General features: G+C 44.1%; 20 protein-coding genes, 1 pseudogene and 1 riboswitch. Of the genes and pseudogenes, 8 read left to right on the top strand and 13 right to left on the bottom strand.

Translation table 11 applies throughout. The features are described 5' to 3' along the window. Nucleotides 1-48 precede the first annotated feature (48 nt). From pbuG to mneS, 6 genes are all read right to left on the bottom strand, one after another. Nucleotides 49-1,371: a hypoxanthine/guanine permease PbuG gene (pbuG, locus tag RAC86_RS16725; protein WP_072565867.1), complete on the bottom strand. Its 1,323-nt coding sequence runs from the start codon at nucleotides 1,369-1,371 to the stop codon at nucleotides 49-51. Between the two features lie 135 nt (nucleotides 1,372-1,506). Continuing rightward, nucleotides 1,507-1,608, bottom strand: a riboswitch (purine riboswitch). Between the two features lie 143 nt (nucleotides 1,609-1,751). Then, nucleotides 1,752-3,293 carry a glutamine-hydrolyzing GMP synthase gene (gene guaA, locus RAC86_RS16720; protein WP_003219388.1) on the bottom strand — a complete coding sequence of 514 codons (1,542 nt, stop codon included), beginning with the start codon at nucleotides 3,291-3,293 and terminating at the stop codon, nucleotides 1,752-1,754. A 162-nt stretch (nucleotides 3,294-3,455) separates the two neighbouring features. After that, nucleotides 3,456-5,669, bottom strand: a complete 2,214-nt coding sequence (locus RAC86_RS16715; RefSeq protein ID WP_072565866.1) for a DUF4129 domain-containing transglutaminase family protein — start codon at nucleotides 5,667-5,669, stop codon at nucleotides 3,456-3,458. Nucleotides 5,670-5,690: 21 nt separating this feature from the next. Next, nucleotides 5,691-6,887 (bottom strand): DUF58 domain-containing protein, encoded by a 1,197-nt coding sequence (locus tag RAC86_RS16710; protein ID WP_014112904.1) that lies wholly within the window; start codon nucleotides 6,885-6,887, stop codon nucleotides 5,691-5,693. Beyond that, nucleotides 6,887-7,849: an AAA family ATPase gene (locus RAC86_RS16705; RefSeq protein WP_072565865.1), complete on the bottom strand. Its 963-nt coding sequence runs from the start codon at nucleotides 7,847-7,849 to the stop codon at nucleotides 6,887-6,889. Before RAC86_RS16705 ends, RAC86_RS16710 begins: the two co-directional genes overlap by 1 nt. 150 nt (nucleotides 7,850-7,999) lie before the next feature. After that, nucleotides 8,000-8,872: a manganese transporter MneS gene (mneS, locus tag RAC86_RS16700; RefSeq protein ID WP_072565864.1), complete on the bottom strand. Its 873-nt coding sequence runs from the start codon at nucleotides 8,870-8,872 to the stop codon at nucleotides 8,000-8,002. Nucleotides 8,873-9,283: 411 nt separating this feature from the next. On the opposite strand from mneS, the gene gabP reads away from it, so the two are divergent. The 6 genes and pseudogenes from gabP to RAC86_RS16670 all read left to right on the top strand — a co-directional run bounded on the left by gabP (nucleotide 9,284) and on the right by RAC86_RS16670 (nucleotide 14,941). Beyond that, on the top strand, nucleotides 9,284-10,690 hold the full coding sequence (gene gabP / locus RAC86_RS16695) for a GABA permease (protein WP_014112901.1): 1,407 nt from the start codon (nucleotides 9,284-9,286) through the stop codon (nucleotides 10,688-10,690). Nucleotides 10,691-10,842: 152 nt separating this feature from the next. Further along, nucleotides 10,843-12,384, top strand: a complete 1,542-nt coding sequence (cotA, locus tag RAC86_RS16690) for an outer spore coat copper-dependent laccase CotA (protein WP_041521139.1) — start codon at nucleotides 10,843-10,845, stop codon at nucleotides 12,382-12,384. A gap of 98 nt (nucleotides 12,385-12,482) precedes the next feature. Next, nucleotides 12,483-13,471 (top strand): annotated as a pseudogene (locus tag RAC86_RS16685) (DUF4003 family protein). A 15-nt stretch (nucleotides 13,472-13,486) separates the two neighbouring features. Then, the gene (locus tag RAC86_RS16680; RefSeq protein WP_072565863.1) at nucleotides 13,487-14,302 is read left to right on the top strand and encodes an alpha/beta fold hydrolase; all 816 of its coding nucleotides are present in this window, start codon (nucleotides 13,487-13,489) and stop codon (nucleotides 14,300-14,302) included. Between the two features lie 82 nt (nucleotides 14,303-14,384). Continuing rightward, nucleotides 14,385-14,594, top strand: a complete 210-nt coding sequence (locus tag RAC86_RS16675) for a cold-shock protein (protein WP_003219370.1) — start codon at nucleotides 14,385-14,387, stop codon at nucleotides 14,592-14,594. Between the two features lie 188 nt (nucleotides 14,595-14,782). After that, on the top strand, nucleotides 14,783-14,941 hold the full coding sequence (locus RAC86_RS16670; protein ID WP_014112898.1) for a hypothetical protein: 159 nt from the start codon (nucleotides 14,783-14,785) through the stop codon (nucleotides 14,939-14,941). A 32-nt stretch (nucleotides 14,942-14,973) separates the two neighbouring features. Here RAC86_RS16670 and RAC86_RS16665 read toward each other — a convergent pair whose 3' ends face one another. Then, entirely contained in the window at nucleotides 14,974-16,020 is a 1,047-nt protein-coding gene (locus RAC86_RS16665; RefSeq protein ID WP_072565862.1) for a PD40 domain-containing protein, read from the bottom strand. A gap of 65 nt (nucleotides 16,021-16,085) precedes the next feature. Continuing rightward, nucleotides 16,086-16,457 carry a cell wall metabolism protein WalM gene (gene walM / locus RAC86_RS16660; protein ID WP_014112896.1) on the bottom strand — a complete coding sequence of 124 codons (372 nt, stop codon included), beginning with the start codon at nucleotides 16,455-16,457 and terminating at the stop codon, nucleotides 16,086-16,088. A gap of 443 nt (nucleotides 16,458-16,900) precedes the next feature. On the opposite strand from walM, the gene bdhA reads away from it, so the two are divergent. Next, complete coding sequence (gene bdhA, locus RAC86_RS16655; protein ID WP_072565861.1) at nucleotides 16,901-17,941, top strand: (R,R)-butanediol dehydrogenase; 1,041 nt, start codon at nucleotides 16,901-16,903, stop codon at nucleotides 17,939-17,941. 48 nt (nucleotides 17,942-17,989) lie between these two features. Here bdhA and iolT read toward each other — a convergent pair whose 3' ends face one another. Next, nucleotides 17,990-19,411 carry a myo-inositol transporter IolT gene (iolT, locus tag RAC86_RS16650; protein WP_014112894.1) on the bottom strand — a complete coding sequence of 474 codons (1,422 nt, stop codon included), beginning with the start codon at nucleotides 19,409-19,411 and terminating at the stop codon, nucleotides 17,990-17,992. A gap of 611 nt (nucleotides 19,412-20,022) precedes the next feature. Here iolT and RAC86_RS16645 point away from each other — a divergent pair. Further along, the gene (locus tag RAC86_RS16645; protein WP_072565860.1) at nucleotides 20,023-21,036 is read left to right on the top strand and encodes a potassium channel family protein; all 1,014 of its coding nucleotides are present in this window, start codon (nucleotides 20,023-20,025) and stop codon (nucleotides 21,034-21,036) included. Nucleotides 21,037-21,083: 47 nt separating this feature from the next. Here the strand turns inward: RAC86_RS16645 and RAC86_RS16640 are convergent, their stop codons facing one another. The 4 genes from RAC86_RS16640 to RAC86_RS16625 form a co-directional block, all read right to left on the bottom strand. Beyond that, on the bottom strand, nucleotides 21,084-22,055 hold the full coding sequence (locus tag RAC86_RS16640; protein WP_072565859.1) for an SPFH domain-containing protein: 972 nt from the start codon (nucleotides 22,053-22,055) through the stop codon (nucleotides 21,084-21,086). Between the two features lie 30 nt (nucleotides 22,056-22,085). After that, on the bottom strand, nucleotides 22,086-22,853 hold the full coding sequence (locus RAC86_RS16635) for a TPM domain-containing protein (RefSeq protein WP_072565858.1): 768 nt from the start codon (nucleotides 22,851-22,853) through the stop codon (nucleotides 22,086-22,088). Beyond that, entirely contained in the window at nucleotides 22,853-23,878 is a 1,026-nt protein-coding gene (locus tag RAC86_RS16630) for a TFIIB-type zinc ribbon-containing protein (protein ID WP_072565857.1), read from the bottom strand. The genes RAC86_RS16635 and RAC86_RS16630 overlap by 1 nt, the downstream gene beginning before the upstream one ends. 64 nt (nucleotides 23,879-23,942) lie before the next feature. After that, nucleotides 23,943-24,623: PspA/IM30 family protein (locus RAC86_RS16625; RefSeq protein ID WP_377885883.1), on the bottom strand; the 681-nt coding region annotated here is incomplete at its 5' end.

Genomic DNA, 24,623 nt, shown 5'->3' with positions numbered 1-24,623 from the left:
CCTTTTGCAACAAAAAAACCAGCCGCCTCGGCAGCTGGTCTTCATTCCTTATTTTAAGAAGATAAAGTACAGGATAAATACGGCAAACAGCCCGTACATGATCGGATGAACCTCTTTGGCTTTTCCTTTGCACACCATTGTAATCGGATAGAAAATAAATCCGATGGCAATCCCGGTCGCAATGCTGTACGTTAAAGGCATCATGATCATGGTAAGGAAAGCGGGAACGGCCACCTCGAACTTATCCCAAGCGATTTTGCCAAGCGGCGCCACCATCAATGCACCAACAATAATAAGCGCCGGCGCTGTTACATTTGATGTAACGACTGATAAAAGCGGCGAGAAAAACGTAGCCAGTAAAAAGAGAATACCTGTTACAATTGCCGCAAATCCTGAACGGGCGCCCGCAGCGACACCTGAGCTTGATTCAACGTAAGAAGTTGTGGTAGACGTACCAAGCACGGCACCGATTACTATGGAAGATGAATCAGCTAAAAGCGCACGGCCCGCACGCGGCAATTTGTTTTCCTTCATTAAACCAGCTTGAGTTGCCACAGCAACAAGTGTACCCGCTGTATCAAAAAATCCGACAAACAAGAAAGTTAAAATGACGATCAGCATTTGTACGGAGAAAATATCCGGCAGATGAATCCACGCTTGTCCGAAAGTCGGCGCAAGGCTCGGCACACTTCCGACGATTTGAGACGGTACTGGAACCAAACCAAAAATCATGCCGGCAACTGCTGTTAACAGCATCCCGATAAACACGCCCGCGTTAACGCGAAGCACCATTAAAATAACCGTTACAATCACACCGAAAATCGTTAACAGCACAGGACCGCTGTGAATGTTTCCGATGGTGACGAGTGTAGAAGGGTTTGCAGTAATGATTTCTGAACCTTGTAATCCAACAAATGTAATAAACAGGCCGATACCCGCGCCGACTGCCAATTTCAGCTCAGGCGGGATGGCGTTGATGATCTTCTCACGAAAACCTGTTAAAGAAAGAGCAACAAAAATAAGACCTGAAATAAAAACACCAGACAAAGCTGCCTGCCAGGAAATGCCCATGCCAAGGACGACAGAAAACGCAAAAAACGCGTTGAGCCCCATACCGGGCGCAATGGCGATCGGATATCTCGCTATCAATCCCATTAAAATACAGCCTGCTGCAGACGCCAGCGCTGTTGCTGTAAAGACCGCACCTTGGTCAATTCTCAGCGCCTCCGGAAAATCTTTCACGCTCTCCAAAGCAAGTGTAATCGGATTGACGAACAGAATATATGCCATAGATAAAAAAGTCGTTAATCCGCCAATGATTTCATTGCGATAGCTGGTGCCCAGCTCATCAAACTGAAAAAACGTTTTCAAGCTATTTGACTCCCTTCACTCTTTGCTATTTATTCTGTCCTGAAAACGCCAAATAAAAAACGCCCCAATACATTTTGGGACGCTTGACTACAGACGGATTTCAGTTTGAATAAATAAACGTGTTTTATTTATATCAAACGAAAGAAATGTTTACGTAGTCAAGCCATTTACGGTAGCTTGGTAGAGACTTGCGAGCCATATCCCCGCGATTATACGAATTCATCTTATTTGATTTCTGTGTCTATTGTACCAACTTCAATTTGAAATGACAATACAAAAAACGAACAATAGTCGGATGAAATTCGATTTTGTTCGTAATAAACAGAAAAAACCATCTTCTTGGCAAAATCACCAAAAAGATGGTTTCCGTTAATTGATTATTATTCCCACTCAATCGTCGCAGGCGGCTTACTTGTAATATCGTACACCACGCGGTTAATGTGCTTCACTTCGTTTACGATACGTGTAGAAATGACTTCTAGCACATCCCACGGGATACGCGCCCAGTCAGATGTCATGCCGTCGATTGATGTAACGGCGCGAATTCCGATTGTGTAATCATATGTTCTTGCGTCACCCATAACACCAACGCTGCGGATGTCAGGAAGAACAGTGAAGTATTGCCAGATATCACGCTCTAACCCGTGATTTGCTACTTCTTCACGCAAAATCGCATCTGATTCGCGAACGATTTCCAGTTTTTCTTCTGTTACTTCACCAAGAACGCGGATTCCGAGGCCTGGTCCTGGGAAAGGCTGGCGCCATACGATTTCATCCGGAATGCCGAGCTCTGTGCCAAGCGCGCGCACTTCGTCTTTGAAGAGCGTGTTTAACGGCTCGATCAGTTCAAACTGCATGTCTTCAGGAAGCCCGCCGACATTGTGGTGAGATTTGATCGTTTGCGCCGTTGCAGTACCGCTCTCGATGATATCTGTGTAAAGCGTTCCTTGTGCAAGGTAGTCGATGCCTTTGAGCTTGTCCGCTTCATCATCGAACACGTAAATGAATTCATTACCGATGATTTTGCGTTTTTGCTCAGGGTCAGAAACGCCTTTTAGTTTATTTAAGAATCTGTCTTTCGCGTCTACTTTAATCACGTTCATGTTAAAGCCTTCGCTGAATGTTTTCATAACACCTTCAGCCTCGCCTTTACGGAGAAGACCATGGTCTACAAAGATACAAGTCAGCTGGTCGCCGATCGCTTTATGAATCAAAACAGCAACAACAGAGGAATCAACGCCGCCGCTTAGCGCGCAAAGAACCTGTTTGTCCCCGACCGTTTCACGGATTTTTTGCATTTCGATTTCGATAAAGTTCTCCATTGACCATTTGCCTTCACAATCGCAAACGCCGAATACAAAGTTTTTCAGAAGGTCATTGCCGTATTCAGAGTGGCGCACTTCCGGGTGGAACTGAACGCCGTACCATTTTTTGTCGGCTTTGCTCATCGCTGAATTCGGGCAGTGATGGCTTGTCGCGTCAACAGTGAAGCCTTCAGGAACTTCTACAACCAAATCGCCATGGCTCATCCAAACCACTTGTTCGTTCGGAAGATCTTTGAACAAATCAGGTGTGCCTTCGATGTGGATGTTTGCTTTTCCGTATTCACGCTGGCTTGCCGCTTCAACTTTACCGCCAAGGTAATGAGTCATCAGCTGCATGCCGTAGCAAATTCCCAAAACAGGAATATCAAGCTCGAAGATTTTCTCGTCACAGCGGAAAGAGTTTTCATCATACACACTGTTTGGACCGCCGGATAAAATAATTCCTTTTGGATTCATTTCTTTAATTTCTTCAGCCGTCAATGTATGGGGATGCAGCTCGCTGTATACACCGAATTCACGGATACGGCGTGTAATCAGCTGGTTATACTGACTGCCGAAATCAAGGACAAGAATCATTTCATTCACTAACTTTGTCATGGTTGTCACCTAATCTCCTCTAAGTTTTTTGACACAGAAAAAAACGAGGACAGATATGAAGCTCGCTCCGCCCTCTTTGGCAAGGCCGTTTTGTCGGAGTCAGGCAACTCGCTTCCAGACTCCGATAATATTCACTAATTCTAACAACACGTTGATAAGCGGTCAAGACCATCTTCTTTTAATTAAATTTTCCCATAACTCTCTGGATTCATTCCAAAGCGCTGCCGAATCTTCATTTCTGTAAAGCGCCCGTTCATAGCGTAATGTCAGCTTTGACATGTCTTCCGAGTCATATTTTCCATCGATTCGTTTTGCATAATCACGCAGCGTTTCACTGTCTCGTTTCGGCAGTCCTCTTCTCTTTAGCTGTTTCAGCAGCGCGCCATACGCCTCAAAAAACACGTACTGATCGCTGCGCCGCTTCAATTTTCTCACAATGAAAACAGGAATCCATAACGAACGGAAAACATACAGCAATACCGCTGTCACCAGGAGAACTGCGAGAACTGCAAGTCCTAAATACCAGCCCGCACCGGCATTTGTATGTGAAGCGGACGGCTTTTTAGAACCAGCTGGCTCCCGTTTTTCCTTTTGTTTTTCCTCTTTTTCCGGCTGTTTTTTCTCTTCTTTCTGCTCCTCTTTTGTTTTCTCCGGCGAGCTGCTGTTCTCGCTGCCAGAATCCTTTGTGTCAGATGAAGTAAACTCAGCCGGATTTGTAAATCCTTTAGTCGGCTCAAATGTGACCCAGCCCTGTTCCGGGAAATACACCTCTACCCAGGAATGGGCATTGTTATTGGTCACTTCGTAAATGCTGCCGTTTTTGTTTCCTGCTTCTTTATATTCACCGGACGTATAACCCTTTATCCAGCGGGCCGGAATGCCGGCCGAACGCAGTAGCACTACCATAGCGGAAGAAAAGTTATCACAGTAGCCCATCTTTGATTCAAACAGAAATTGATCGACATAATCCTCATCATTCTTAGGGATGGACACGTTTTCGGTTTCATATGTGAACTCATTTGATCCTAAGTAGTCCTCGACCGCTTTCACCTTATCAAACATATTATCTTGATCCTGAGTCAGCTTGATCGCAAGGGTTCTTACCCGCTCAGGCAGTGAATCCGGCAGCTGCATATAGCGGTCGCTGAATCTGTATTCCTCACTGTTGTTTCTCACTTTTACCTTTCTCAGCTCATCCAGCTTGTAGACCGGGGAATTGTACGTTACTTTATAGCTCCCCATATTTCTGATCTCGCCGGCTTGTTCACTAATCGGAGAAATTTGTTCCGTGTTCCCGTTCATTTCAAGTGAGACATCCCGCTTTGGCTGAATGGTTTTTGCACCGATCGGGTACATCACATGGTTATACCCGTAGTGCTCATCGACTTTTACACGGACGGTGTTGCGCTCTGTCGCAACCTTATGGTCAAACCATAGATTTTCTACTTTTCCTCCGCTAAGCTGATAGGACATGCCTGTGTCTGTTTCAATCCAGCCTTTTCCTGTATACGTATCCTTCGTTTCCACACGGAAATACGTACGCTCTTTTCCCTGCCATGTAAAAACAGGTGTATCATCCTGCTGAAACGGGCCGCCGAGTGATTCATCATGGTTCCCGTAGCCGATTTTGCTTTCTCCAGCCGGCACATGATCTTGATTCGTGATTTTTTTGAGAAAAGGTACCGGATCGGGCCAAGCCGGTTCTGATTTCGGAGCAGCAAGTCCGAATCCCACCGCAGCAAAAACCAATACAGATAAAGGAAGAAACCATTTCAGGACAGATGTTTTTGGCAGTGTGATTCTTTCCATCAGCTTGATGCGGTCTAAGTATAAAAGGCCCAGCATAAAGAAGCCGATCAGCACGATACGGATGACGGCAAAAGTGGCATCATATGGCGTAAAGGTATCAAGAATCGTAATATACGCTACTGTCATGATAAAGAAAAACAAAATTCTTCTCTGGTAAATCACCCAATAATGAAGGAGATAGACCAACAGCCACAGCAGCACAAAAAACAGCAGGGTCCGAAACGAAGGAATCATGTCATTCCATTGCCCTGATTGAATCAACGTAATATTCAAATAGATATCCTGTAAAAAAGAGCTGACCCAGCTCAAGTCAAATATAGAACCTTGATAAAACAGGATGTGTATCGAGATCAGCGTAAATATGACACAAAAAGGAACGGTGACAAACCACCTCATCCTGAAAAAAGTCAGCAGAAACGTCAAACCGATAAAGACACTAAAAAAGCCCGTATGTTTCGTATCTGTAAAACTGTCAAGCGGCCTGAGCCACTCCCACAGCAATAAAAACGCCAGAAAATAAAATAACAGCAAGCTCAAACGGCTTCCCTTCTGATCATCGTGCGGCATGTGCACCCGTCACCTCTCTTTCTAAACAACACGCGAAACTCGTCCGCCTCTCATGACCTGAACTCTGATTTGACGTTTCATCATCCGTTCGATCATGACATTTTCAGCTTGGGAAAGTTCAGCATCTTTCTCTTTTGCCAGTATCACTGTAACCCGGCCTCCCCTGGTTTCTGCGATGTTCAGCAAATCTTCCGTGAACTGCCCCGTGACGACCACTTTGTCAGCCTGGCGAACAGATGGCTTCCCCAGCTCCTCCCGTACATATCGACTTACCGGGTCAGCCGCATCACAATGAGCGACGGCTAAATGCCGAAGCATGTGGTTAAAATGATGCTCCCCCTCCTGAATTGGAAAAATCGTTTTTTCCTTTCCGACCGAGGCCAAGCCTGCCCCCACGCCGTTTTTTAAGACAGAATGAAGAATTGAAGCTGTCACAGAAACGACCTCTTCGAATGCTTCAGAGGAAGAACGGTCCATCAGAAGAAATAGGTTTTTGCTTCGAGACGGTTCAAATTCCTTCGTCATCAGCTGGCTCCGCCGTGCAGAAGTTTTCCAGTCTAATGCAGCAAACCGGTCTCCCGGCTGATAATTCCGTACACTTGCTGCGACTGCGGAATGGTGCTGATGAACAGGGGAAGAACCGCTTACACCGTCTTCCTGATGCTTCTCATTCACCTGATAAGAAAGACGCTGAAAGGATGGATAAACAAATAGGGTGTCTTCCAGCTCATAAAAAGCTGTTTTTTCAATCAAGCCGAGGACATCCCCAGTTCGCACTCTGACAGCATGAAAATGATGCTCTCCGCGCGGTACCCGAGCTAATTCATACGACATCGTCATACTCCGTTTAAACCAAGGAAAAACGAGCCGTTTGGCCACGGCTTCGTCTCGGTTCAATGACTCGATTCCTTCTGGCAGGCAATCTTCAATCACCATATACATCATGGGAAACGGCAGCTTCCTTCTCAGCGTAACCGACACGCCCAGCCTGTCCCCCGCATGTAATTGTGTTTTGGCCATTTGCCGTGAAGCCTGAAAAGAGCGGAGCGGATACAACGCCAGCAGCCCGGCATACACGACAAAAGGGAGAAACGCGTAAAACAAAAACCAGCTGACAAAGCCGCCTTGAAACATCGCGTAAGAAAAAACAGCAGCCGTCAATAACGTTAATACAATCAGCTTCCACCCATATACGAACCATTGCAATTTCTTCTTCATCAGTGGATCGACGACCTTTGAACCGGTACCTTCACAGCTGACATGATCTCCCGTACGATCGTTTCTGCCTCGATCCCTTCAAACTTCGCCTCAGGCTGCAGCAGCATCCGGTGTGGAAGCGTAAAAGGAGCCAAATATTGAATATCATCCGGAATGACATAGTCGCGATGATGCAGCAGCGCGTATGCTTGGGCCGCTTTCATGAGAGCAATTGATCCGCGCGGACTGACGCCTAATTGAACAGAAGCATGCTGTCTCGTTTTCTGCACGATTTCAACAATATATTCTTTTATGCTGTCATCGGCGCGGACATTTTGCACTTCCCGCTGCAAACGGATGAAGTCTTCTTTTGTTATAACCGGCTCGAGCGTCTCAATCGGATGGCTGTTTTCCTGAAGAGATAACACGTCCAACTCTTCCTTAAAGGACGGATAACCCATGCGAAGTTTGAATAAAAAACGGTCAAGCTGGGCTTCCGGCAAAGGATAGGTCCCCTCATATTCGACCGGGTTTTGCGTTGCCATTACAAAAAACGGAGCGGCAAGCGGCATCGTATGGCCATCTACCGTTACGCTTCCCTCTTCCATCGCTTCAAGCAAAGCAGACTGTGTCTTCGGAGATGTGCGGTTGATTTCATCGGCCAGCACGATATTCCCCATAATCGGGCCGGGACGGTATTCAAATTCCATCGTTTTTGCATTATAGATGGATACGCCTGTTACATCAGATGGCAGCAAATCCGGAGTAAATTGGATTCTTTTGAAATCGGCGCCGATTGACTTTGCCAGCGCGCGGACCATCATCGTTTTTCCGACTCCGGGTACATCCTCAAGCAGCACATGCCCTTTGGCAAGAATGGCTGCTAAGCTGAGTATGGCGATGTCTCGTTTTCCAACCATTACTCTATTAATATGTTCAACTGCTTTCCCCAGCAAAGGATGCAGGTCTTCTTGGTATGCCATTCTTTTCCTCCTAGTCATCTACAAAATTCTTCATATTGTAACCTAACTTTACCACAAAAAGCGATCTGTATAAAAAAACGATTCTAGCAAATTGTTTCCAATAAAGCAGGACAAATCACACAAAAAAGCTTCCTGTGACAGGAAGCTCAATTACTTGTGTTCTAAAGGCTCCATATGAACATGCGAATAATCAATCGCATGCTCCTCCTTCATTCTCCGCTCAATTTCATTCGCAATATCGTGGCTTTCCGTAATATTTAAATCTGCTGATACCTCAACCACCACATCAACGTAGACCGTACTGCCCAAGTATCTCGCTTTAATGTCTTTTAAACGACTTACACCCGAGATCTTTTCGATCGTCTGTTTATAAGCTGAAATGTCCTTTACGTCGAAGCCATCTGTCAAAGAGTGAGATGATTCTTTAAAAATATCCCATGCCGTTTTGCAAATGAGAAGACCGATCACAAACGCCGTGACCGTATCGATCCAAGCAAGGTGAAATTGCGCAGCCACAATTCCGATAAACGTACCGATACTGACAAACGCATCTGATTTATTATCAGCAGCCGCGGCAAGGAGCGCCTGGCTCTTCACCTTTTTGGCCAGCCTTCTATTGTACTGGTAGACTGCAAGCATCAGGGCTGCCCCGCCCGCTGCCGTCCAAGCCGCAATCATATCCGGCGTCTCTTGTTTAGCAGAAAAAATAGATTCCCCGGCGCTGAACAGCACCTGCAGTCCGACAACCATCATAATAAAAGATGCGATAAGTGATGCAATCGTTTCCGCCCGAAAGTGGCCGTATGGATGATCTTCGTCAGGAGGTTTTTGAGAGATGCGCAGGCCGATCAGCACAGCAACAGAAGCAATAATGTCAGTTGTGTTATTTAATCCGTCTGCCGTAAGTGCTTCCGAATGAAAGAGATAACCGATGATCAGCTTAATCGCGGACAGAACAAGGTACGCGGCAATACTGACCAGCGCCCCGGTTTCTCCTTTTTTCAGTTCATCATATCTCTCCATATAAAACCTCCTCTCCGCTCGCGTTTTCCTATTATTATGATACAAAGCTGAACCGCAGTGGGTCTACAGAAACATGATTCACCCGCCACAGGAAAATAGTGACGATAGAACATTTTTTCCCTAAACCAATTTATTTTCTCCTCTAAAAAGACCTTCAAATTCAATGACACCAACACATCTCGTGATCTGCTGTATATTAGGAATTATAACAACCTACAAAATGAATCATGACAGAAACATTTTTTCTTTTATTCCAAGCATATCTGCTGAAAACACAGTAAATAAAACCCTACAAATTTGAAATAAACTGTTATATTTTCTTACACGAATTTTCGACAAACTGTATATTTATGATAGAGTTTCAATTATCATAATATTCAGTAATGACTTCATTCTTAAAGGAGGCAACTTATGAACCAGTCTCAATCAGGATTAAAAAAAGAATTAAAGACCCGCCATATGACAATGATTTCGATCGCCGGCGTGATTGGAGCCGGCCTATTTGTAGGCAGCGGTTCAGTGATTCACTCGACCGGACCCGGTGCCATTATTTCTTACGCGTTAGCCGGTTTATTGGTCATTTTTATCATGAGAATGCTCGGTGAGATGTCTGCCGTAAACCCGACGAGCGGATCGTTTTCTCAATACGCTCATGATGCCATCGGGCCGTGGGCAGGATTTACAATCGGCTGGCTGTATTGGTTTTTCTGGGTGATTGTTATCGCAATCGAAGCCATTGCCGGTGCTGGCATTATTCAATACTGGTTCCATGATATTCCGCTATGGCTGACAAGTTTGATCTTGACGATCGTGCTCACCCTGACAAACGTCTACTCCGTTAAGTCTTTCGGTGAGTTCGAATATTGGTTCTCCCTCATTAAAGTTGTTACCATCATCGCGTTTCTAATCGTTGGTTTTGCCTTTATTTTTGGCTTTGCGCCTGGCAGTGAACCAGTGGGTTTATCCAATATTACAGGTAAAGGCGGATTTTTCCCGGAAGGCATCAGCTCCGTATTGCTCGGCATTGTCGTTGTCATCTTCTCTTTTATGGGAACAGAAATTGTTGCCATTGCAGCGGGAGAAACATCCAACCCGATCGAATCCGTGACAAAAGCGACCCGATCCGTTGTATGGCGCATCATCGTCTTTTACGTTGGCTCTATCGCCGTTGTTGTGGCGCTTTTGCCTTGGAATTCAGCAAATATTTTAGAAAGCCCTTTCGTCGCTGTACTTGAGCATATTGGAGTGCCGGCAGCCGCACAGATTATGAACTTTATCGTCCTCACAGCCGTACTCTCTTGCCTGAATTCGGGTTTGTACACCACATCCAGAATGCTGTATTCGCTTGCAGAAAGAAACGAAGCGCCGCGCCGTTTTATGAAATTGAGCAAAAAAGGCGTTCCTGTACAAGCCATTGTCGCCGGAACATTTTTCTCATATATCGCGGTTGTAATGAACTACTTTTCACCGGACACCGTCTTTTTATTCTTAGTCAACTCATCAGGCGCAATTGCTTTACTCGTCTATCTTGTCATCGCTGTTTCCCAGCTAAGAATGCGAAAAAAACTCGAAAAAACAAATCCTGAAGCATTGAAAATCAAAATGTGGCTCTTCCCTTTCCTAACCTACTTAACCATCATAGCCATCTGCGGAATTTTAGTATCTATGGCGTTTATTCATTCCATGAGAGACGAGCTGCTGCTGACAGGCGTTATCACGGGAATCGTTCTGATTTCTTATCTGGTGCTCAGAAAACGGAAGGTGAGCGAGAAAGCGGCAGCCAAGCCAGTCACACAGCAGCCCGACATCCTGCCTTAAATGCTGATCAAATCCTAAACGACCTGCCGTTTAGGATTTTGTTATTTCTTCTTAGGGAAGGCAGCGGCACGCAGATTTTTTTGTAACCATCACGTCCTTATGATCATTAACTATAATACCAATTTGGAAAATTTAAATAAGGACAGATGAAAATGACACTTGAAAAATTTGTGGATGCTCTCCCAATCCCAGATACACTAAAGCCAGTGCAGCAATCAAAAGAAAAAACATACTATGAAGTCACCATGGAGGAATGCGCCCATCAGCTTCACCGCGATCTCCCCCCGACCCACCTGTGGGGCTACAACGGCCTATTTCCCGGGCCTACCATTGAGGCCAAAAGAAACGAAAACGTGTATGTGAAATGGATGAACAACCTTCCGTCAGAGCATTTCCTTCCGATCGATCACACGATTCATCACAGTGACAGCCAGCATGAAGAGCCAGAAGTAAAGACTGTTGTTCATTTACACGGAGGCGTCACGCCAGATGATAGTGACGGGTATCCAGAGGCCTGGTTTTCCAAAGACTTTGAACAAACAGGCCCTTACTTTAAACGAGAGGTTTATCATTATCCGAATCAGCAGCGCGGTGCTATTTTGTGGTATCACGATCACGCCATGGCGCTCACCAGGCTGAATGTCTATGCCGGACTTGTTGGCGCTTATATTATTCACGATCCAAAGGAAAAACGCTTAAAGCTGCCTTCCGGTGAATACGACGTGCCGCTTCTGATCACAGACCGCACGATCAACGAGGACGGTTCTTTGTTTTATCCAAGCGGGCCGGAAAACCCTTCCCCGTCACTGCCTAACCCTTCAATCGTTCCGGCTTTTTGCGGAGAAACCATACTCGTCAACGGGAAGGTATGGCCATACTTGGAGGTCGAACCTAGGAAATACCGCTTTCGCGTCATCAACGCCTCCAATACGAGAACCTATAACCTGTCACTCGATAATGGCGGGGAGTTTATTCAGATTGGTTCAGACGGAGGGCTCCTGCCGCGCTCTGTAAAACTGAACTCTTTCAGTCTTGCGCCCGCTGAACGTTACGATATCATCATTGACTTCACAGCCTATGAAGGCCAATCAATCATCTTGGCAAACAGCGAGGGCTGCGGAGGTGACGTTAATCCAGAAACAGATGCGAATATCATGCAATTCAGAGTCACAAAACCGTTGGCACAAAAAGACGAAAGCAGAAAGCCAAAGTACCTCGCCTCATACCCTTCCGTGCAGAATGAAAGAATACACAACATCAGAACACTGAAACTGGCAGGCACCCAAGACGAATACGGCAGACCCGTCCTTCTTCTCAATAACAAACGCTGGCACGATCCTGTCACAGAAGCACCAAAAGCTGGCACAACTGAAATATGGTCCATCGTCAATCCGACACGCGGAACACATCCGATCCACCTGCATTTGGTCTCCTTCCGTGTGTTAGACCGGCGTCCGTTTGATATCGCGCGTTATCAAGAAAGAGGGGAATTGTCCTACACCGGCCCGGCTGTCCCGCCGCCGCCAAGTGAAAAGGGCTGGAAAGACACCATTCAAGCACATGCAGGTGAAGTCCTGAGAATCGCGGCGACATTCGGGCCGTACAGCGGACGATACGTATGGCACTGCCATATTCTTGAGCATGAAGACTATGACATGATGAGACCGATGGATATAACAGATCCCCGTAAATAACCCGACAAACTTGCCTCTCGCAGGCAAGTTTTTTCTATATGAAACTTTTGGCCCCATTTTTCGTATAACATAAAAACAGCAAAAAGGAGCTGCTTTTTATGCTGACAAACGACCTAAATGAAAAAACAAAACAATACATTTCCATTTATGCCGAATTAAAATCAAAATTAAAATGGAAAGTTGCACACGATCAGATATTAATGCTCATTTCTTCTGCATATATTGTGAATAAAAGAGAGTTTGACTTTCAGCGCTTTTATGATTTGAGCAGCTATATCAAATCAAACATCAGCAGCTTCTCAACACTCAATTCGCACCACCGCTTTACTGTAGCTTCTATGCTGGACATTCATTTTCAGCATGAGGCAAAACAAACGTTTCATACTTTCATCGATGTATAAATGAAATGGTGAAGCTTGGATATAAGCGGGATATGTTCACGTACCTTTCCGTTCTGATCTTGCTCACCGGCAAATCTGAAACGACAAACAAAAGAGAACAGATGAACATGGGGCTATCTGTTTATCAGCAGATGAAGAAAAATCATTATTTCCTCACTTCAACTCAGAATATTCCGCTTGCCGTACTGCTTGGCGAAAACGGAAAAGGTTTGCAGGCGGTAAACAAGGCGGAAACATGCTTTCAGCTGCTGGCGGCCAACGGGTTTAAAAAAGGACAGTACTTACACCAGGTCAGCCATATTCTGGCCTTGCAAAGTGAAAAAGACCCTGAAACGCTTGTTTCCCAATGCAAACATATATATCAATCCATTACTGATTCTTTCAAAAAGCCAAAGGATTACCATTATCCAGATCTTGCCCTTCTCACATTTCTGGAAGAGCCAAACATCAAAACCGTTTTGGGCATCACTCACGAATTAAACCAAGAAAAAGCATTTAAATGGCAAAAGGAAATGAATTTCAAAATTGCTGTCAGCCTATATCTCAGTGAGCATATGGAGAAAAATCTGCTGATGGAATCAGGACTATACACCGCAATCGAAACGGTCATTCAAGCCCAGCAGGCAGCCGCGACAGCTGCTATCATCAGCTCAACAGCAGCCAGTCATTCTCATGACGGAAACTAGAGAAGGAGGGAAAACATGCCATACATCACATTAGAAGATCAGACACGCTTATATTATGAAACGCACGGGAGTGGTACACCGATCCTGTTTATACACGGCGTGCTGATGAGCGGACAATTTTTCCACAAACAATTTTCAGCACTTTCTGCCAATTATCAGTGTATTCGTCTCGACCTTAGAGGACACGGCGAATCTGACAAAGTGCTTCACGGACACACCATTTCTCAATATGCCCGTGACGTAAGGGAATTTCTAAAAGTAATGGAGCTCGATCATGCCGTTCTTGCCGGCTGGTCAATGGGCGCTTTCGTCGTATGGGATTATCTCAATCAATTTGGGAATGATAACATACAAGCAGCTGTAATCATCGATCAATCCGCTGCCGACTATCAGTGGAAGGGCTGGGAACACGGCCCGTTTGATTTTGACGGCTTAAAAACGGCGATGCACGCCATTCAGACTGACCCGCTGCCATTCTACGAGAGTTTCATCCATAATATGTTCGCAGAACCGCCTGCCGAGACAGAAACAGAATGGATGCTGGCAGAAATCCTCAAACAGCCGGCTGCCATTTCAAGCACGATTTTATTTAACCAAACGGCTGCTGATTACCGCGGCACCCTTCAAAACATCAATGTGCCGACATTGCTGTGCTTCGGAGAAGACCGGAAATTTTTCTCGACAGCAGCTGGGGAACACTTGCGCAGCAATATTCCAAACTCGACGCTCGTCACCTTTTCTAAAAGCAGCCATTGCCCGTTTTTAGAAGAGTCCGACGCTTTTAACAGTACACTCCTCTCCTTTTTAGATGGTCTGATTGGAAAACCATAAAGAAAAAGGAATTAGGAGATTGAGGAAAAGTATGAGACAATAAGAAATGTGCAGTAAAATACATGAGGGAAGAAGTGACTTTATGTCTTACTATAACAAACGTAATCAAGAACCGCTGCCTAAAGAAGATGTGAGTACATGGGAATGCACAAAAGAAGACTGCAACGGCTGGACCAGAAAAAACTTTGCCAGCAGTGACTCGCCATCATGCCCTTTGTGCGGAAGCAAAATGATTGACGGCATCCGTTCATTAGTAAATCTCCAAAACAACAGCCAAACGAAAACAAGCTAGCTCTTCCCTATAACAAAAATGCAGTCTCCTGCAAGCAAACAATCCTCGAACGGAGACGCAAATTCTATATCCAGAATAAAAGCCTCTCATTGCAAGAGTCCGTAAATTTGAAAGAAGCCCAAACTGTAAATGTTTAGGGCTTTTTGCCTATTTTAATGGTATTATATGGATATTTAAGGAGTGATAACGTGATCGCAAACCAGCAGCAAAAAGACTTGAAAAAAAGAGCTAGGTTCAAAAAGCTGAACCTTGCAATCAACGCTTATGTTGAACTTCTGTTTTTGTCGATACCTCTGATCCATCTCTTTACATGGCTCGGATCATTAGCCCTGCACCTCGTCCATTAAAAAACCACTCAGCCCATGCCGAGTGGTTTTTATTAGTTGATGACAGAAAAGCTGTTGATGATGCCGTTTGGATTTTCCCATACTTTTTTGAACGTCTTATTTTCAAAGTTATAGGAATAAATCGTCCGCACCTTGGCTTCACGCCCTGTTTCATCCTTCAGTTTTTTAGCCCCCTCGGCTTCGGCAAGAAAATAAATGTTCTTTCCATCCTTAGAGAACTGCGGCTGTGCGTCAATTAACAGCTTGAATGATTTTTGATTTGAAATGATGGTTTCATATTTTTTCGTATCCGCATTCAGTAACTTAATAGATGCGGTTTGCTCCGTGCCTTTCTGCGTATATGATGTAAACAAAATCCGTTTATCATCATCAGAAACAGCAATATCGCTGATAAACTGGTCAAGGCTCTTCAGCTCATCAAATTTGTTTTGATGGCCTGCCGCAAAATGAATCGTTGTCGGTTCAGGATCGATTCCCTTTTCGTTCGCTTCATCTGTTTTCTTGTAATCTTCTTCTACAGAATAATGCAGCAATGCAAATGAATCTGTTTTTTGGTTATAAAAGAAGCTGCTGACGGTGTCATCTTGATCATTAGCGGCAGGATAAAGGTTTTTGTACTTCTTCGTTTTCAGATCAAAAGCTGCAATTCGGAAATTGCTTTCGTCCGCTTTTCCTAAGCGGAAATAGATGGTTGAACCGTCTTTTGACAAAAACAAACTGTCCGCACTCTCAGCGCCTTTATAAAGCATCGTCTTTTTATTAGACTTTAGATCCAGCTTAAAAAGCCTCATTTCATTTTGGTCATTATTGCCCGTATAATAGAGCACTTGCTGCTTTTGATCCAAAGCAAATGCCGGATAGCTGGTCAGCTTCTCCTCATGGATCACCTTATCATTTTCATAATACTTCGTCTGCAGATCGGTATTCGTAATCGAAACAAGCAGTTTATCACCGCTTTCCGCATGTACTGAAACACCAGCAGTGCTCTCATGGCCTTTATCCTTTGCAGCATAAAACGCAAAACCCGCTACAGCGGCTGCTATCACGACAGTTAACAATAATATGATTCTTTTTTTCATCTTTTATCTCCACCAATAGAAAAAGCAAGAATGTGGCTTCTTGCTTTACAGATTATATATGTAGATTAATAGCTGTAATGTCCCGCTACTTTTCCTTTGCTTAATGGGTATCCAAGCGCTTTAAACGCTTTAGGGCTTACATCCAGTACTGCATTAGGCATTCTGCCAACATCATTTTTGTAAACCGTAATTACCTTTTTAGGCTTCGCTTTTGCATAAGCTCTGATTTTTGTCCCGTTTTTAGGAACATCAAATCCGATCTTGGTCGCACAATCCCAATGTCCAAGTTTTTTACCTGAAGAGCCTTTTTTCCCGACTCCATTATACCAAGTAATATTTCCGTTCACATGTTTCGCACTGGCATCTGATGAAAAACTGAAAGCTCCCAAAGTACTTCCTACTAAGATAAAAGCGGCTAAAATGACTTTCTTCAACATTTCGTCCCCCTGTTTGTTAACTTCTAGGAAAAATTATACACGATGAAACAGGGATTTTTTATTTCAATATCCTTACAGTAATGTTACAAAGTCAGAAAAATTTTCTCTGCTAAAATAAACCATGGAAGATTATCCTATTATAATTGCAGTGTTAGCGTTATAATTGTTGATAGAGTAGTTAACGCATTCAATATGAACGAACCATTACCGTATTGTTCAAACCAAATTCATAGTTATGTATACGACTCATACTCTCTCATATTAAAGAAAAAAGAGTTTGCGAGACTCTTTTTTCTTCAAAGTTTCTTTTTTCAAAAAAACATAAATTATATTATATAAAAATTTCTTTTCTTTTTTGGTTTTAAAAATGGCGATTTTGTGAACAGTTCATATTGATCAGTGCGGAATGTTACTCATATCAAAAGATATAGGAGTGGTAATCCATGAAGGCAGCAAGATGGCATAACCAAAAGGATATCCGTATTGAAAATATTGAAGAGCCAAAAACGGAGCCGGGAAAAGTAAAGATCAAAGTCAAATGGTGCGGCATCTGCGGCAGTGATTTACACGAGTATCTGGGCGGCCCGATCTTTATTCCGGTTGACAAACCGCATCCATTAACGAATGAAACAGCACCTGTCACAATGGGCCATGAATTCTCCGGTGAAGTTGTTGAAGTCGGAGAAGGCGTTGAAAATTATAAAATTGGAGACCGCGTCGTAGTCGAACCGATTTTTGCCACACACGGCCACCAGGGCGCCTACAACCTTGATGAACAAATGGGATTCCTCGGCTTAGCCGGCGGAGGCGGCGGTTTCTCTGAATACGTCTCTGTAGATGAAGAACTGTTGTTCAAACTTCCTGATGAATTATCATATGAACAAGGCGCGCTCGTTGAACCTTCTGCGGTCGCTCTATATGCTGTCCGCTCAAGCAAACTCAAAGCCGGCGACAAAGCGGCTGTATTCGGCTGCGGCCCGATCGGACTTCTGGTGATTGAAGCGCTGAAAGCTGCCGGTGCGACTGATATTTATGCTGTCGAGCTTTCACCTGAACGCCAGCAAAAAGCTGAGGAGCTTGGAGCGATCATCGTTGATCCGTCCAAAACAGACGATGTAGTCGCTGAGATTGCAGAACGTACAGGAGGCGGTGTTGACGTAGCATTCGAAGTCACAGGCGTTCCAGTGGTATTACGGCAAGCGATCCAATCTACTGCAATTGCCGGTGAAACAGTCATCGTCAGCATTTGGGAAAAAGGCGCTGAAATTCACCCTAACGACATCGTAATCAAAGAACGTACAGTGAAAGGAATCATCGGGTACCGTGACGTATTCCCTGCTGTATTGTCATTAATGAAAGAAGGCTATTTCTCAGCGGACAAACTCGTAACGAAAAAAATCGTATTAGACGATTTGATTGAGGAAGGCTTCGGGGCTCTTATCAAAGAGAAAAACCAAGTCAAAATCCTTGTCAGACCTAACTAATTTGAAACCAAAAAGAATCCGCGTCTGTATGCGGATTCTTTTTTTATCTTATCCAATCACTTCAGCGCTGGAATCTTTTTTCGCCTCGCCGCGATCATAAGCGCGGAAGTTTTCCTCCAGCTGTTCAAGCGAAAGTCCTTTCGTTTCCGGTAAAAACTTCTTCACAAACAGTACAGAGCAAATTCCTAATACAACGAAGATAAAGAACGTTGTGGACAGCCCGATGGCGGCCAGCAATATCGGGAAAGTGAAACTGACTGCAAAATTCACCATCCACAGACAGAATACCGTGACACCCATTCCCAGACCGCGAAGGCGAAGCGGGAAAATCTCAGAAAGCATCAGCCACGTTACTGGTGAAATTGCACCCTGCTGAAAAGCAAGGAATGTAACCGTTAATGAAAGAACCACATATGGAAGAGCCGGTGATCCTTCAAGTACAAGTGAAAATATCCCGATCAGCAATAATGCCGTTGTCGTACCGATCAAGCCTGTCATCAGCATCGGTCGGCGGCCTACTTTACCAAGAAGCCAGATTCCAACGAACGTTGCCAATACCGAAATCACGCCATTGGCGATATTTCCGATTAAAGCGGCTTCCGTTTGAAAACCAGAATCTCTTAAAATTTCAGTTCCATAATACATAATCGAGTTTACACCTGTAATTTGCTGTACAATCGCAATCCCTAACCCAATGAACACAATGCGGCGCACCCATGGGACCGAAAGATCTTTAAACGTCGCTTTTTCAAGCTGATCTTCTTTTTTGAAAGCGAATTCAATTTCTTGCAGCTCAGATGCCGCCCGCTTTTCATCCCTGATTTTTTTCAATACACGCAAAGCATCTTCTTTTCTACCTTTAGAAACGAGCCAGCGAGGACTCTCAGGCATTCTGATCATGCCGAAAAACAGGAATAGGGCTGGAAGTGACGCAATGACCAGCATATATCTCCACACATGGGAGTTGTCTCCCATTGTTGTTCCAAGGATTGCATTAAAAACAAAGGCCAAAAGCTGTCCTGATACAATCATCAATTCATTCTGCGTCACCATCCGCCCCCTGCTTTCCACAGGAGACATCTCCGCTAAATAAGCAGGAACCGTAACTGATGCACCCCCGACCGCAATGCCGAGCACAAAACGGGAGATAATCATGATCGTTACATTTGGAGCAAACGTACATCCGATCGTTGAAATAAAAAATATAACAGCGAGAAACAAAATATTTTTGCGGCGTCCGTTAAAATCAGACATCCTTCCGCCAAACACAGCACCGAGCGCAGCTCCAAAAAGGAGTGAACTGGTGACGAGCCCCTCTGTGAGGGCATTGAGGTTAAGCTGGTCCGGCTCTCCCATATACGGCAAAGCTCCATTGAGCACTCCGGTATCATAACCGAATAAGAGCCCGCCGAAAGTCGAGACTAAAATAATTGTACGTAAAAATGACATTTGATTGCCTTGTTTATTCATACTGTTTCCCCCAGTCTTTTTCAAAATCGATCAATACGTATTTCAAAAACTTATTCTAGGGCTTCTGCCTTCTTCACATTTCGTAAGCAGGCTTCAGAAAAAAGTTCATCATGTTTTTCTCCAATGGCCTCATAACCTTCCCTTCCTCTTAGCATGTCAGCTCACTTGAAAGCGATTTCATTTTTCACTAAAAGAACAGTGAGTACTTCTTGCGCATATACTTTGTGATTTGTTACTTCATAGTCACTTGATAGTTCTATTGTAGTGATATCATAGTGACATTTTTGTTACATCTGATATCATCATAATTATAAAAACGCTTTCAGTCAATATAAATTTCTGAAAATTTTTTACTCAATAAAAGAAAAATCACCAATTCAAGGGGAAAATGAACTTTTTTCTTCATGAAATTGCGTAAAACAAGTCAAAATCTCTGTGAGTTTCTGTTCATCTGCTACTATAAACAAAATGGTTAAGTGTTGAGTAACTTCTCCTATTTATCTTCTCTGCAATGACTCTCTTATCAAACATTCGATCAATTGTTTCAGACTCAAGATAAAAGGAAATAGAAAAGAAAATAAAAGATGGCTGGCTTAGGGGAGGCAACAAAATTGAATGAGGTTTATATCATTGCAGGCCTTTTATTGTTGACAGCGGGGATGATTGATTTTTTATGGACCACATTATGGTTAGAGAGCGGTGCAGGCCCGATCACAAGATGTCTGTCTGCATGGCTGTGGAAAGGCTGCCGTAAAATCAGCGGAGACCATGCAAAGGTTCTAAGCATGGCAGGTCCTCTGCTGTTATGCCTGACGTTAGTAATATGGATCGTTTTATTTTGGGGCGGGTGGTTTTTGATTTTCTCAAGTGACCCCCATTCACTCGTGGAAACTCAATCGAAAGAACCGGCATCCTGGTCAGATCGAATTTATTTTTCCGGTTATGTCATGTTTACATTAGGAAATGGCGACCTCGCACCGAACGGAGACCTATGGAAGCTTGTCACGGTTATTGAAACGGCTCAAGGCCTGCTTACCATCACATTCTCTGTCACATATTTGATTTCCGTCTTGAGTGCTGTTAATCAAAAACGCTCATTTGCCCAAAGTGTATTGAGTCTGGGACGTGACGGAACAGAAATTGTCCAAAATGCATGGAACGGCAAAGATTTTCACGAGATTGATTTTCTTCTTATCGCTATCTCATCAGAGCTGGGAAAGCTGACCGCTCAGCATAACGCCTTCCCTATCCTTCATTTTTACCATAGCACGCAGCGCCAGGAATCATCCATTATAGCTGTCACTGTATTGGATGAGGCATTAACCATTTTGAAATACGGCATTCCTGAACAATATCAGCCGAATCAGCTTCACATCAAAGAAACGCGCTCAAGTATCAAAAACTACTTAGATACCGTTCATACTGCCTATATCCATCCAGCTGAACAAGCGCCGCCGGAACCAGACATCTCAAAACTTCAACAATCAGGCATACCGGCTTTATCCAAGCAAACATTTCAAACTGCCGTCAATTCTTTAAAGGAACGTCGTCAATTGCTGCTGGGAATTGTCCAAGCGGGTGCCAGAAAATGGCCTGTTCAGGAACAGACAATAGACAACGCGTAAAAAAGTCCCGAGTGTCTGATCACTCCGGACTTTTCACTGCATGATGTTTATACAAGCTTCTGGCCGCAATTCGGGCAAAAATTGGCTTCACCGGTTTTTGTTCCGCAGTTCGGACAGAAATTCGGTTTGCTTCCGTTGCCAGATGACTGTGAACCTGATGGCTGTACCTGCTGATTTTGATTCATTTGATTCATCATCTGATTGGCCATATTCATTCCCATCATCATTCCAGCCATATCAGAAGCCGCTCCGCCTCCGTTCATCTTTCCGGATGCCATTCCATCCGTCATTGATATTTGCTGGTATTTGTTTACATCCCCAACCATACCGTAGGAAGCGTTCTTCGTAATCATATCTTGAACTTCTTGAGGGTAGTTAAAGCTCATGATTTGAAAACCGGTAATCGTCATTCCGTCGCTGATTAATTGCATATCTAAGTCGTCTTGAATCCCCTTCGCAATGTCAAATGCGTTGGCTTGGAGATTAAACATATCTTTCCCTTCTCTTGTGATCCACTTCATAAGAAGCTGATCCAGAATAGAAGTGATCCGGATTTTAATATCCTCTACAAAGTATTGATCCTTCACGCCAGCGATTTTATCAATCAGGCTGATATAGTCCTGCACCTTGAAATGAAATGTGCCGTTTGCGCGAATTGGCATCCCGCCAGGCATTCCCGCTGCCGGAATATTGATCGCCTGCTTTGTTCCCCATCTTACGGTAAATTCCTTCGTATTGACAAACAGCACCTCGGCGCGCATGCCGCTGTTGAACCCAAACTTAAAGCCCTTTAACGTTGAAAGGAATGGAATAATTTCTGATTCAATATCATAATCGCCATCATCTTGAAAAATCCCTTCAACTCGCCCATTGTTCAAGAAGACAGCATCCTGTCCGGGACGGATGATTAAACGGCTCCCTTTTTTGATTTCACGATTGTTCCATTTATAAAAAATCATATCATCTCTAAATTCTTCCCACTCTACTACATTTGCTAATTGGTTTCTGAAAAACGACATCATAACTCTTCCTTTCTCTACTTTTTTCCACTAGAAACTGCCGCGGCTTCCGCTGTATGACGTGCCGCCTTTCGTAACACCGCCATCGCCGCCGCTGTCTTTATCATTTGATGGTTTTCTTTCTCTAGTTACAGTCGTTCTGATATAAGTGTCGTATTGATCAATCACATCAGACGTACGATGATCCATATATGTATTCCCATTAACCGTTACTTTGCCGCCCGCATGATAAAGCATGATTGAAACCGCGATTCCCCCGACTGCGATGGCAGCTACCAGCTGAAACCACCATGTAAAGAACACGCTGTCGGGATTGACTCCCGGTTTTATGCTCATATCTTTATAAGAAAGCTGGATATAGGTCTTAAAAGCTTTGAAATAATCTTCATTTGATAAATCAGATGAAATCGTATTTCTGATGCTGTTTAGCCTGCTGTTGTCCAAATACTGTTCAGCTTTTTTGAAGCCCGCGATGAATACTTCTTTGTTTGCCATATCAATCGTTAAAATGGCTGTGCTGCCTTTCCCGTAACGATCATAAAAATCGCCGGTATAATCGGCAATATCTTCACCGTTTGTGCTTTTTGTCGTAATAATGATGAAATCAGTGTCCCTCTTTGCACCCAGCTCTGCCGAGAGAGATTCAAGTTTTCCGATTTCTGCTTTTGATAATAGATGGGCTTGATCATATACATGCTGCTGTGATTCAGAAGCTCTCGCCACTTCGATCCCCAGTACCGGCATCACCATGAAGACAGCCAGCACAACAAGAATCGCTTTCCCTAAAAGTACGCGCATCAAAATCCGCCTCCCATCATCAATGAGACGAGCTTCAATGCAAGAAATGTCCCGCCTGCTATTCCGCTAAACCATGCCGCCACTTTTCCTGAACTGATCGGCGGCTTTCCAACAACCTTTCCTGTTTGGCCGTTCATCGCAAAGATATGCTCTGCTCTTTCATAATCGTAACTGACCATCCAAACAGGAAGCAAAACATAAAAGCTGTTCACATTTTTCGTATGAATATGTTTGTCCCTCACATTGACCGACGTATAACCGGAAAAAGTAGAATGTATGTATGAATCTATATAACTGCTGATTTTCTCTTTTGCCCTAGGAAAAAGCTCCTTATCGGTATAATTGTATTTTTCCGCAATATAACCGGCCAAATATGCCGTTTGAAAGTCCTTCAGCTGATCGTATGAATAAGGCTCCAATTTGTCCATTAATTCATCATTCATTTTTTCAGAGGCATCGACAGGGATTTTCAAATAATCGAGATTGATATCACGAAACGCTTCAAAATGTTCTGTTTCTGTGCAAATATAATCCCCTTCTTCATACTGATGGACTCTGGTACAGTTCGCCCTTACCTGTACTTCACTATTTAAATCAAACATCCAAAACGGAATATACATGCCGGTGATGCTTTTAATACGATCGGCCGACATGAATCCTCTTGGTGTCAGAAGGCCTTTTTTGCACCACTTTCGAAATGCCTGCTCCGCTTCTTGTTTACTGATTGTAAATGGAATGACCTTAGCCGGTGCCAAATGTCCTGATAAACGATCGGCAAGTATTGCAGTACCTCCGCAGAAGCTGCAAGTCGTCGCTGTCGTTTCAGCTTCCGTGATCAAAACGGCACCGCAATTTTCACATTGATATTCTTTTGCCTCATCTTCAGAAAACCGCGCCGCAATGTTTTCTTTCGGGAGGCTTTCAATATTGTCCTGTCTTCCGCAGCTGCCGCAGGATAATAAGCCGGATTCACTGTCAAATGCCATATCACTGCCGCAGTTCGGACACTTATAAGATATTATCATTACCGTTCCCTCTCAAATCTTATGATAAATGGTGCCGCAGCCGAAAGCTGCAGCCTCCTATGTATTATTTATCCAGCATCATTTTCGCTTTTAACGCCGCAAGTTCATCATCAACCTGACTTGAGCCGGCAGTGTCATATTTTGCAGTCAGATCAGCAATATCATCCTGCGGAGCACTGTTCAGTTCAGCCATTGCATTGGCCTGATCAAGCGCCTTATTTACTTTGTCCTCCATTCTGCCGAATGCAGACATTGATTGGCTTGTACTCGAAACAGAAGCGCCAAGCTTGTTCATTCTATCTTGCGTTTTCGCTACTGCCCACTTCGCCTTGATCATATTTTTGCGTGCTTCCAGCTCTCCAATGTCAGAAACCAGTTTGTCATGCATTTTTCTCATCTGTGCGGCATTGGTTGCAGCAATTTGATTCGCCGTCTGCAGCTCAGAAAGCTTTGATTCCAAAGATGTTTTTCTTTCAAGGAATTTTCTCGCATCGCCCTCATTCCCCGCTTGCAGTGCCTTCATTGCATAGCTTTCCATCTTTTCCATGTCTGCCTGGCACTCGTGACATTCTCTTTTTGCCCTCTGCTCCTCAGCCATAACGGCTGCTGTTTCTGCCTTTACCTTAGCCAAATCGCTATTCATGTTTCTTAAATACTGATCTACCATTTTCTCTGGATTTTCAGCCTTGTCCAATAAGGCATTGATATTCGCGGACATAATATCTTTGAATCTTCCAATTATACT

Source organism: Bacillus sp. LR_5, from assembly GCF_042709275.1.
This window is presented reverse-complemented; position numbering and strand designations above follow the sequence as displayed.

Coding starts and splice junctions, on each gene's coding strand:
- RAC86_RS16680 (WP_072565863.1), top strand. CDS start 13,487: ATGCCATACATCACATTAGAAGATCAGACACGCTTATATTATGAAACG.
- RAC86_RS16675 (WP_003219370.1), top strand. CDS start 14,385: ATGTCTTACTATAACAAACGTAATCAAGAACCGCTGCCTAAAGAAGAT.
- RAC86_RS16665 (WP_072565862.1), bottom strand. CDS start 16,020: ATGAAAAAAAGAATCATATTATTGTTAACTGTCGTGATAGCAGCCGCT.
- gabP (WP_014112901.1), top strand. CDS start 9,284: ATGAACCAGTCTCAATCAGGATTAAAAAAAGAATTAAAGACCCGCCAT.
- guaA (WP_003219388.1), bottom strand. CDS start 3,293: ATGACAAAGTTAGTGAATGAAATGATTCTTGTCCTTGATTTCGGCAGT.
- RAC86_RS16705 (WP_072565865.1), bottom strand. CDS start 7,849: ATGGCATACCAAGAAGACCTGCATCCTTTGCTGGGGAAAGCAGTTGAA.
- RAC86_RS16710 (WP_014112904.1), bottom strand. CDS start 6,887: ATGAAGAAGAAATTGCAATGGTTCGTATATGGGTGGAAGCTGATTGTA.
- bdhA (WP_072565861.1), top strand. CDS start 16,901: ATGAAGGCAGCAAGATGGCATAACCAAAAGGATATCCGTATTGAAAAT.
- RAC86_RS16635 (WP_072565858.1), bottom strand. CDS start 22,853: ATGCGCGTACTTTTAGGGAAAGCGATTCTTGTTGTGCTGGCTGTCTTC.
- RAC86_RS16630 (WP_072565857.1), bottom strand. CDS start 23,878: ATGATAATATCTTATAAGTGTCCGAACTGCGGCAGTGATATGGCATTT.
- iolT (WP_014112894.1), bottom strand. CDS start 19,411: ATGAATAAACAAGGCAATCAAATGTCATTTTTACGTACAATTATTTTA.
- mneS (WP_072565864.1), bottom strand. CDS start 8,872: ATGGAGAGATATGATGAACTGAAAAAAGGAGAAACCGGGGCGCTGGTC.
- walM (WP_014112896.1), bottom strand. CDS start 16,457: ATGTTGAAGAAAGTCATTTTAGCCGCTTTTATCTTAGTAGGAAGTACT.
- cotA (WP_041521139.1), top strand. CDS start 10,843: ATGACACTTGAAAAATTTGTGGATGCTCTCCCAATCCCAGATACACTA.
- RAC86_RS16715 (WP_072565866.1), bottom strand. CDS start 5,669: ATGCCGCACGATGATCAGAAGGGAAGCCGTTTGAGCTTGCTGTTATTT.
- RAC86_RS16640 (WP_072565859.1), bottom strand. CDS start 22,055: ATGTCGTTTTTCAGAAACCAATTAGCAAATGTAGTAGAGTGGGAAGAA.